The organism is bacterium (assembly GCA_035370465.1).
In the GTDB taxonomy this organism is placed as follows: Bacteria; Ratteibacteria; UBA8468; order B48-G9; family JAFGKM01; genus JAGGVW01.
Genome location: DAOOVW010000057.1, coordinates 1 through 9,764 on the forward strand (window position 1 = coordinate 1; position 9,764 = coordinate 9,764).

Here is a 9,764-nt window from a genome sequence, read left to right on the forward strand (position 1 = left end):
AAATACTCATTATAATCGTTTGTATACATAAAAATTGCCATCCCACATTGTTTTAAGTTATTCATACAAATAGAACCTTTTGCTTTCTCCCTTGCCTGTGATAATACAGGTAATAACATCGCTGCTAAAATCGCAATTATAGCTATTACCACAAGCAATTCAATCAATGTGAACCCTCCGCCACAAGACACAGCGGACGCTGAAATACTCGCTTTTCTTTTTCCAACTCCTTCCTTTTGTAAAGGAAGGTGGGCTCGCCCGTAGGGTCCACAGAATTTCTCTGGGCTACGCCCGAGGGGATGGATTTTAAATCTTCCCTCACCCCTCTTTACTAAAGAGGGGAATATTTTTATTCTTACCATCTTACACCTCCTTCCGCCACAAGACATGGCGGATGCTTAAATACACTTTTTTGTTTTCCATCCACCAAATAGATGGTAGATGCTTAAATACACCCCCTCTTTTTTCCATCTCTTCACTTCTTTAAAATCTCCTCTCACCCCTTCCGCCACAAATCCTGTCGGACAGATACTTTGTTAAAGAGGGGAGTTTTTTTGTTTCTATCTTTTCCTCACCTCCTTTTCTTAATTGTCTAACTTTATTATACACTATAAAAAAATTTTACCAAGAGGCAAATTTTCCTCCCTTTATTTTCTGAATTTAGTCCCACCAGAAAAGAATTCCCAAATTAAATTGTCTACCTTCTTTAAAAATTTTATATCCATCTAATATCTCTCTACTACTAAATCTGTGAGTTATGATATCGGAAATTTTTAAAATTCTTTTTCTTATATAAAAAAGTGTTTGATAAAAGTTTTCTGTATCTATTCCACATGTTGTCTTTATTGTTAATTCTTTTATTTTTATCTGGTCAAGGTCTACTGCACATCTTTCTTTATCAAAATATTGTGCCTGAAATAAAACTTTCCCTCTGTATTTCATAAATTGAACTAATTTATCTGTTGTCTCTGGAAATCCAACTGTATCATATAGGTAGTCAAATCCATCAGGAGCAATTTCTTTTAATTTGTTTTCTAAATTTTCATCATCTATATTAAAAGAAAAAGCAAATTTCTTACTAAATTCAACTCTCTCAGTATCTTTATCTATCAAAACTGGTATTGCATTTTTATAACTTGCAAGTTGAGATGCACATATCCCTAAAATTCCACTTCCTATTATAATAATTTTTTCTTGTGGTTTTATTTCAAGTGCATTTATTCCTCTTGTTGCAACTGATGATAATTGAGTAAAAACATTTGTTTCAAGTTCAAATTTATCTGGAATTTTTGAAGATAGAAACAGGTAGTTTCTCCAATCTCCAATAGAATAGGAAAGATGTGCTCCCCACATACTATAAATTTCTTTTTCTTTCCATTTCCCATCTCCTGCACATCCATATACAACATCTCCTTCTTTGAAATTTTTGACATTTTCTCCTACTTTTTCCACTACTCCTATTCTATGATAACCCGGTACACATGGAAACTTTGTCCCTATATGTTTTCCTTTTAATATCCATCTCTCTGTCCCAGGAGATATTGCTGTTATTATTGTTCTAACACCTATATCATCTTTCCCAATGTCTTCAAGTGTTAATTCCTTTAATTCAATTTCATTTTCTCTTGTAAAAACCACTGCTTTTGTCTTCATTATTCACCTCACATTTCAAAAACAATTTTAAATGCTTTTTTTTCTTTTAATAGTTTGAAACCATATTCAATTTCAGAAAAAGGTAAAACATTGGAATAAAAATACCTCAATTCAATTAAATTCATTCTTAAAAGATAACACAAATAATTGTGTGTTTCACACTCACCAGGGGATTTAAAAATAAATCTATTATCCTCTTTATATTCACCAAATACATCTTCTTCTTCATAACTTGCATAAGGAGCAATACCACCTTTTTCTGATATAACTTCTAAACAATTAACTACCAATTCCTTATTGCCAGTTGTATCAATAACAAAATCAACTCCTTTCCCTTCTGTTATTTCTTTTACTTTTTTTATAAAGTTCTCTTGTTTTGTATTTATTGTCCAATCTGCCCCTAAATTTTTTATATATTCAAGTGTTTTTTGATTTCTGCCAATAATTATTACAGGAAAACAACCTAAAATTTTTGAAAAATAACATAAATTCATACTGACTGCCCCTGAACCAAGAATTAAAATTGATGAATTTAGTTTAACTCCAATGTTAAATAAAAAACCTGCTGTCTCTTTTGCAGTTATAAGCATTGTTGCATCTGCTGGTGAAATTTTTATATCTGATGGTAATTTTAATTGATAAATACAATAGTTATTAAATTCTTTACCTGGATTGTCTTCTTTAAATGCATTTAAATCAGTAATAACTCCATATTCAGCAAAACCACCAAGGGCTGAAAAATATCCATTTGTTTGCTGACCCGCATATACAGCAGTTGGTCTTAAAATTATATCACCTTCTTCTATATATCTTACTTTCTTTCCTTTTTTAATCACTTGCCCAACACTTTCATGTCCAACAATAACTGGATAATTTTTAGCCCAGAACATTTTACTGTTTATTATTTTTAAGTCGGTACCAGAACATGTTGCGCAAGATAGTGTTTTACATAAACATTGATAATCATCTATCTCAGGAATGTCAATTTCTACCAATTTTATATCCCCTCTGCCTTCACTAACAGCAACTTTCATTTTATTTTCCATTTTCTTTTTCCTCCTCTCTGCCTTTTTATTTTTTTCTATGTCTAACTTTACTATACAACATAAGAAAATTTTGTCAAGTCAAGTTCGCCATTTCATTTTGGGCAATTATGAAAACACTTGTAAATAAATGGGTTAAAGAGATTTTAATTTGTTCACTACATTTCACTACATATTTGCAGAAACCCGTATGAAATAAAACATTTTCATTTTTGAGTGGCGAACTTGTCTTGTCAAAAGGTAAATTTTTTCTCATTTTTTATTTTTCAATTTTATTTAAACCTTTTAGTTGAGATTGAATTAATGAAATTTTGTACTTAAAGTCATCTTCATTTAAAAAATTCTCATATGCCTCTGGATGATATCCAAAATCAGGATTCCTTTTAAAAATCTCATAAGCACTTTTTGTAATTTCAAGTTCGTCTTCTAATACCTTTTTTATTTTTATTGTTTCTTCTTTTTTCCCCTTTTTATATTCCCTCAAATTCACATAAAAACTCACTATATTTAGAGAACTTCTAAAACTTAAATATACATAGTTGGCAAGGTCAATCTCTCTCTTTAATCTTTTGTTGTCTTCTTTTTTCATACCCTGTTCAAGAATTTTTAGTCCCTCTTTCCATTTCTTTGTTAACTTTTCCATCTGATAACAAAATGTCTCATAGGGAATATCTAAAAATGTCTCTAAATTATCACCTACTTTTAAATGCCCTTTTTCATCTCTTGGTAATGGTCTCCATGACGGGATAGCATCAACTTTTTTTGCATCAATTGATAATGGATAGACAACTGCGTAATTTATAGGACCATTGTATGTAAAAGGTACAGAAAAGGGATAGTTAGAAAATGCAATTGAAAATTCCTTCCATCCATTTATTACTTTTTTATAGGCACTATTACCAAATTCTGAAATTGCTACTTCTTTTATTATTTCTTTTTTGCTTTTTTCACTGGTTGAAAATTTTCCTGCAATTTTACTCATTGGTGATATATTTCCACCAAATATCCAGCAACTTAAAAATCCATCTATTTTCATCTTCCTCATTCTATCAAGTTTTTCTGCAAAATTATGGATAGCAGGAATATATGGAATAGTTACAATTTCATGAGTGGTTGACATCTGTAATTTCGCCATTGTTCTCATACCTCTATTTTTAGCAAGAACTATTACCTGTTTGAATCTTGGTGAAGGTCCTATATAAGATAGAGAATATTCATCAACAGGATATCTTTTCCCTTTCATAAATTTATATCCACCTCTTTCAAAATCCCCCATTAAAATTACATCTTCTGGAAGGGAATTTATTAAGTTTTTTTGTGGTTGTGGTTCAATTATGTTCCAACTCCATGACCAGGCAATTACATCTGCATTTTTGTTTGCATCTTTAACTCCTTTATTTATAAGGGTTATTATTTCCGAAACAACTTCATATGGTTGCCTTTTTTCACATCTCTTACAATAAAAACCCTGTCTTGCCCATTCTATCATTTCAGGAAAATTCTTTACCTCTTTTTTCCATTTTGGAAAATGACTATAACAATGTGTATGAAATTCACTTGCAGTTATACAAAAAATACCTCCAAGTCCAGAAACATCTTTAAATAAATTGTAGCAACTTTCATATAAGAAGTCCCTTACTTTTTGTGTTGATGAACATAATGCATAATATTTGCCTGAAAAATCAGTTCCAACCCAGATATGTGGTTGTCCTTTTACATCAGGATGTTTTTCCCAGAATTTGTCTTTTTCTACTAATCCCCTTGGTTCACATAAATATAAATAAACTTTTATCCCAAATTTAGATGTGTATTCAACAAATTTCTTTAAACAATCTAATTTATCTTTATTTCCAAACTCTGGAAAAGGACTTGATGAAACAACTTCTCTTAAAATACAATGCAACCACACAGAATCAAATCCCTCATCCCTTATCTCTTTTAAATACCATTCAGGATGGTTGGCAATTGAGTCCTCTATTTCTCTTCCATAAAAATCACTTAATGGCGACCTTGTTATTGCTGGTGTAAAATATCTTTTCATTTTTCTCCTTTTTATATTCAAAAACAATTATACTATATCCCTTAATATAAGGTACTTTTATTAATACATAATTATTTTCAATTTTAAAACTATATTCTTTGCCTTGTGAAACATCATAGACCTTTTTTATTTCTTTATTGTCTAATTTTAATTTCATATCAATATCAGTTACTTCAACTGGCTCTTCAATTATATTTACTTCTCCTCTTCTCTCTGGAATATATGTCAAAATATGTAAAATTGTTCTTTTCTCCTGGTATGTTGTAAGAACTTTTGCAAAAGATGGAAGTGTCGTTTTTACGATTGGGTCTGGAAGTAAAATCTCTATTAAATTCCTTACAAAATTTTTAAGATAAATAGGAGAACTATGAAAATATGATTTAAAAACAAAATGACTTACATATATCAAATCCCTATTTTTTATTGCTGCTGGATATTCAGTAATTTTATCAGGTGGTAAATAAACAAACCCATGTTCACCATCCCAATGTCTGTTGTAATAAGGAGCAACTATTCTTGCTAAAACTTCTGCTTTGTCAGAAACGATTATTTTTATTCCTCCTTCATAAAAATTCATAGGCATATCAGGTATATCTTTTGATATTTTTTCTTCAACAATAACAAATGATGGGTCATATTCAAGTTCTCCTTTAAACTCTAATCCAAAATCTTCAATGACAAATTTATTTTTCTCTTTGTTAATCCCTGAATATCCAGATAAAAGAACTTTTCCACCATTTTTTATATATTTTTTTAATTTCTCTTCCTCCTCATCATCAAAAAGAAAATTGTCAGGGAAAATCAAAAGTTTATATTTCCCATTATCCTCTGGTATATCTGTTAGTATATCAAATTGCATTTTTAATTCCGATAGCATCCTTGTTGCCCCTTTGGCAATTGATAAACCATCTTCATCTGAAAAACCCATCCACTCTTCTGGAACAATTAAAGCAGTATCAACAAGCGGTTTTGCATTTTCATAATATATTTCATATTTTTGTACTTTTTTATATATATTTTCTGCTAAATCAAAAACTGGTTTATTTATTTCTCCTCTTGGATGCATATGGTCTCCAATTGTAACTCTTAATGTATTTGCAATCCCTAAAAAAACATCATATTCTACTGATGCTTCTGTTCTTATTCCTCCAAAGTCCCCCCATGATTTATGAAATCTTCCTGTCATATTTAAAACTGGCTTGCCTAAATTCCTTAAATACTTTGCATAAACAGGTAAATAATCATATCCCCATCCACCTGTTGGTAGACATTCTAATTCCAGGTAATTTCCTATATCCTGTTGTAAAAAATATGGGATACCATTGAAGTAAAGAAGAAGTTCTGGATTTAAATTCCTTGCTGTTTGGGAAATCCTCTCTGCCATTCTCACAGCAGAAAACAAAACAAACTCTTTCTGTTTCTCAAAATCATCCCATTTTATACCTTTCTCTTTCATCTCACCAATACAATCAGGACAAACACAGGGAGAATTTGGAGCAAAACAATCAAGAAAAAGTCCATCAACTGGATATTTTGAAACAACCTCTTTTACTATTTCTAAAATATAGTCCTTATAGGGAGTGTTATAACACATTAGTCGGAAAAAACTATCTAACCTATCTGGTTTGTAAATATATCCTTCTGGTGTTATCTTACACCATTCTCTATGATGTATTGCATCTTCGTGGCTTATACCTACATTTATATATGCAGAAATTGCAATCCCTTTCTTTTTACAAAATTCAACAAGTTTCCCAAACATATCATATTTTAAGGATGGATGTTTATTCCCTATTTCTGTATCATAATAACACATACCTAAATTACATTTGGCAGGAAAAACTATAAAATCAACTCCACACCTTTTTATCCTATCTGTAAACTCATCTGGATTGAATTTTTCTCCAACATCTGGACACGCTGGCATTGTATGAAAATCAAAAAAAAGACATCTCTTTGGTTTATGCATTTTTCCCCCTATGGGTAAAAGTTGTTTTGCTAAAAAAGAAAAATTTTAAATTGTAATTGTAATTTTCATCCCTCCAAAAAGTCATTTAACAACATGGTAAATCCGACGCTCCTTTTGGCAAAAGTAATGGGACTATCTCCATCTTCTTTTTGGAGGACACTGAAAAACACGCTTTGTATTTTTCAGTCATCTCGTATCCGCTGGGTATTTACTATTTTATTATTATCTCTCATAAATTAAACAAACCTACTACAAAACCTACATTCTTTGTCATCACACAACAAAAGCGTTGGACACTCTTTTAATGCTTTTATACCCAGGGCATACATTTGTTCTGCCTCAATTACCTTTATCTCTCCAAAACCTAAAACTGCTTTTTTAATAATTAGTCCTTCTTGTATTAACTTTCTGTACATTTTTGATTCTTCAGCCGGTACACGATAAAAATCTCTATGACCTGGTAGATGTTTTTCTATCAAAATACTCTCTATAGTCCCATCTTCTTTTTTCATTCTACAAATACATTTCCCAAGATATGGTATGTTTAATTCATCTTCTAAAAAATGAAAAAATGTCGTTGTTGCAAGGTCAGCCCCAAACCATATCATCTTCCCATTATTTTCAAGTAGTTTCCCAAAAGGACTCCTTCTACAAGTTGGTGGGTCTGTTGGAAGATGGTCAACCAAACATTTATTTGCAAGCGGACCTATTCCAGCAACTGAATGTGATGGATGTAAACTTCTTATAACACCTTCTCTTTTCAGAAACATTGATGGAATTTTACCTGTATTTACAATATTGCTGTTTTTATCAAAAGGACGGTATATTGGTTCTATTGGAGCGCATTCTCCTTCAAAATAGATATAAGAACTTGTAAAAGTCGGTAAAAGTAGAGTTCCTTCTTTACCTATAACATCTAAAAACGCATCAATTACTGTATCTGCCCCACCTTCTATATGCCCAAAATGAGACAGCCCACTATGAACTAAAACTAAATTTCCATTTTTAATTCCTACATCTTTCAATGATTTAATAATATCCTCTTTATTTATACATAAGGTATACTTATTTTTAAGATAGCCATATTCAGCAAGAAATTCTATTGCCCCTATATATTCTCTTACTTTTGCCTCTTTTATATCCTGTTTTGATTCTATTTCTGCTTCTTGTATAAGATATTTCAGGCTTTTATTTCCATCCATATTAGCCAGAACTCTTGCAAAAGGACCATATATACAACCATCAGGTAGTTTCCTTCTTTCTTCCTTAGGGACCTTTGCTAAGTCAAAAGGAAAACCTCTTGTTATTCTTTCAGGTATTATTGTTTCTGCTATTTTCCACAATGTATTGTTTATATCATGATGTTTTTCAATTGATGATATTGATGGTTCTTCAAGAGTACTCATTTTTGCAGGGTTAGTAGTCAAAACATTGGCAGTAAATGCTGCATAAAAAGTTGAATACTGTTTAACAATTGGTATTTGTATAAAATCCATTGTTTGACATGAATTATGATGTACTACTGCTTGCTTAAGTGTCCATATAACTGGAATACCAACGGTAGGGTCTGCTAAAAACATATCATCAAAATATGCACCTTCTTCTTTTATTTCAAATTTTATATCTGGCAGGTCTTCATTTGGAATATTATTTGCCATTTCTTCAAAAATGGAATTACCAAAAAAAGGAGATGCTTTTGGACTTAACCAACAATTTACATTCTCACCTTTTCTACAAGTAAGTCCATCTAAATTCATTGCACCTACTACCTCATTTCTTAAATTTCCACCTCTTTTTTCTACATAAGCAGCGAATCCATACATCTCAAGCCCAGAAACTAATCTGAGCGTAAATTTTGGTTTTGGTAAAATACCTGAATCAAAAAGTGTTTTTAAGACCTTTGCAATACATATCCCTGTAATAACACCTAATGAATTATCACTTGCCAGGGGCTCATAAAGATGACTTATTAGCCAGAATTCTTTTTTATCTTCACCAGGTATTACCCCTGTTACTACATCTACTTCCCCTTCATGTCTTCTACCATCACATTCAACTTTTGCTATGACTTCACCTTTTCTTGATGCTGAAAGAAGTGTATCTCCTACTTTTGGACTTACACAAAAACCAATAAATGGTCTATCATCTGAATGAACATGCCAGTGATTTCCTTCTGTACAGGCATTCATCCAGCATATATCATCAGGTGTTAAATATCGCCCTGTAAGAGAAGTATTAATCCATCCAATTGCTCCCATATCTAATATGTATCTTACTACTTCATCTCTTGGTAGAATATCTGGGTCAAGAACAACCATTGTTTTATAAGCATCCTGACCATGTGTAAGTTGTTCCCATGTAATAAGACGAACATTCAATCCTTCTGGTGGAGTACTAACTGAACCTTTTATTAGATGAAATGGATGCCTTTTATAATCAGCAACAACATTATCTTGCAAAGAAACAGGTGACTTGATTATTGTCAATTTCCCATATGAAGCATCCCAGGCAAGTGGAGTTATTTTATCCTGATAACTTGTTTTTCCATCAGCAGGAAAAGATATTTTTTCCACATTTTGTAGACCAACTTCTTTTATCAGGCGAGCAGTGAGTTCTGCTGCATTATGATAGTCCTTAAATGTCTGTCCAAATTCAACCTTCCAGAGTCTTTCAATATTATAAAAAAGATATTTTTCATCTATTATTTCATATATTTGACTATATAGTTTCTTGTTATTCATCTTTCACTTTCTCCTCGTATAATATGTTCGTAAATGTTTTAAAAAACCTTGATAATTTTTCTTTTCTCATTTATATCCAGAAAATTAGATTTCCGTGTTTTCCTGTAAAGAAGTCAATTATAAACCATACACCGGCGCATGTGTAAAGACCCAATGGCAACCCTAAGAAGAAGTACTTTAACTTTTCATAAATATTTGCTCCACCATACTTTAAAATTAGTTTCTTTATAAGCCAGATAATAAAAATTGAAAACCATAAATAATCCATAAGCCATACAGGCCCTATTAAAAAACCAATTGGATGTAATGGCCACCAT

General features: G+C 31.4%; 8 protein-coding genes. All 8 read right to left on the bottom strand.

Going from position 1 to position 9,764, the window contains the following annotated elements; translation table 11 throughout:
* A partial coding sequence (locus PLW95_07170; GenBank protein ID HOV22434.1) for a prepilin-type N-terminal cleavage/methylation domain-containing protein occupies positions 1-362 on the bottom strand: 362 nt, incomplete at its 3' end.
* A 298-nt stretch (positions 363-660) separates the two neighbouring features.
* The gene (locus PLW95_07175; protein ID HOV22435.1) at positions 661-1,653 is read right to left on the bottom strand and encodes a zinc-binding dehydrogenase; all 993 of its coding nucleotides are present in this window, start codon (positions 1,651-1,653) and stop codon (positions 661-663) included.
* Positions 1,654-1,661: 8 nt separating this feature from the next.
* Entirely contained in the window at positions 1,662-2,699 is a 1,038-nt protein-coding gene (locus tag PLW95_07180) for a zinc-binding dehydrogenase (GenBank protein HOV22436.1), read from the bottom strand.
* A 73-nt stretch (positions 2,700-2,772) separates the two neighbouring features.
* Complete coding sequence (locus tag PLW95_07185; protein ID HOV22437.1) at positions 2,773-2,952, bottom strand: hypothetical protein; 180 nt, start codon at positions 2,950-2,952, stop codon at positions 2,773-2,775.
* A 3-nt stretch (positions 2,953-2,955) separates the two neighbouring features.
* Positions 2,956-4,737: a hypothetical protein gene (locus tag PLW95_07190; protein ID HOV22438.1), complete on the bottom strand. Its 1,782-nt coding sequence runs from the start codon at positions 4,735-4,737 to the stop codon at positions 2,956-2,958.
* Positions 4,691-6,706, bottom strand: a complete 2,016-nt coding sequence (locus tag PLW95_07195) for an alpha-L-fucosidase (GenBank protein HOV22439.1) — start codon at positions 6,704-6,706, stop codon at positions 4,691-4,693. Before PLW95_07195 ends, PLW95_07190 begins: the two co-directional genes overlap by 47 nt.
* Positions 6,707-6,942: 236 nt before the next feature.
* Positions 6,943-9,447, bottom strand: coding sequence for an AAC(3) family N-acetyltransferase (locus tag PLW95_07200; protein ID HOV22440.1), 2,505 nt, complete (start codon positions 9,445-9,447; stop codon positions 6,943-6,945).
* A gap of 70 nt (positions 9,448-9,517) precedes the next feature.
* Positions 9,518-9,764, bottom strand: a 247-nt coding sequence (locus PLW95_07205; GenBank protein ID HOV22441.1) for a hypothetical protein, incomplete at its 5' end; no start/stop codon positions are given.

What these genes read in the sequence shown, in the direction of transcription:
- PLW95_07190 (HOV22438.1), bottom strand. Translation starts at nt 4,737, where the DNA reads ATGAAAAGATATTTTACACCAGCAATAACAAGGTCGCCATTAAGTGAT.
- PLW95_07200 (HOV22440.1), bottom strand. Translation starts at nt 9,447, where the DNA reads ATGAATAACAAGAAACTATATAGTCAAATATATGAAATAATAGATGAA.
- PLW95_07175 (HOV22435.1), bottom strand. Translation starts at nt 1,653, where the DNA reads ATGAAGACAAAAGCAGTGGTTTTTACAAGAGAAAATGAAATTGAATTA.
- PLW95_07185 (HOV22437.1), bottom strand. Translation starts at nt 2,952, where the DNA reads ATGAGAAAAAATTTACCTTTTGACAAGACAAGTTCGCCACTCAAAAAT.
- PLW95_07195 (HOV22439.1), bottom strand. Translation starts at nt 6,706, where the DNA reads ATGCATAAACCAAAGAGATGTCTTTTTTTTGATTTTCATACAATGCCA.
- PLW95_07180 (HOV22436.1), bottom strand. Translation starts at nt 2,699, where the DNA reads ATGGAAAATAAAATGAAAGTTGCTGTTAGTGAAGGCAGAGGGGATATA.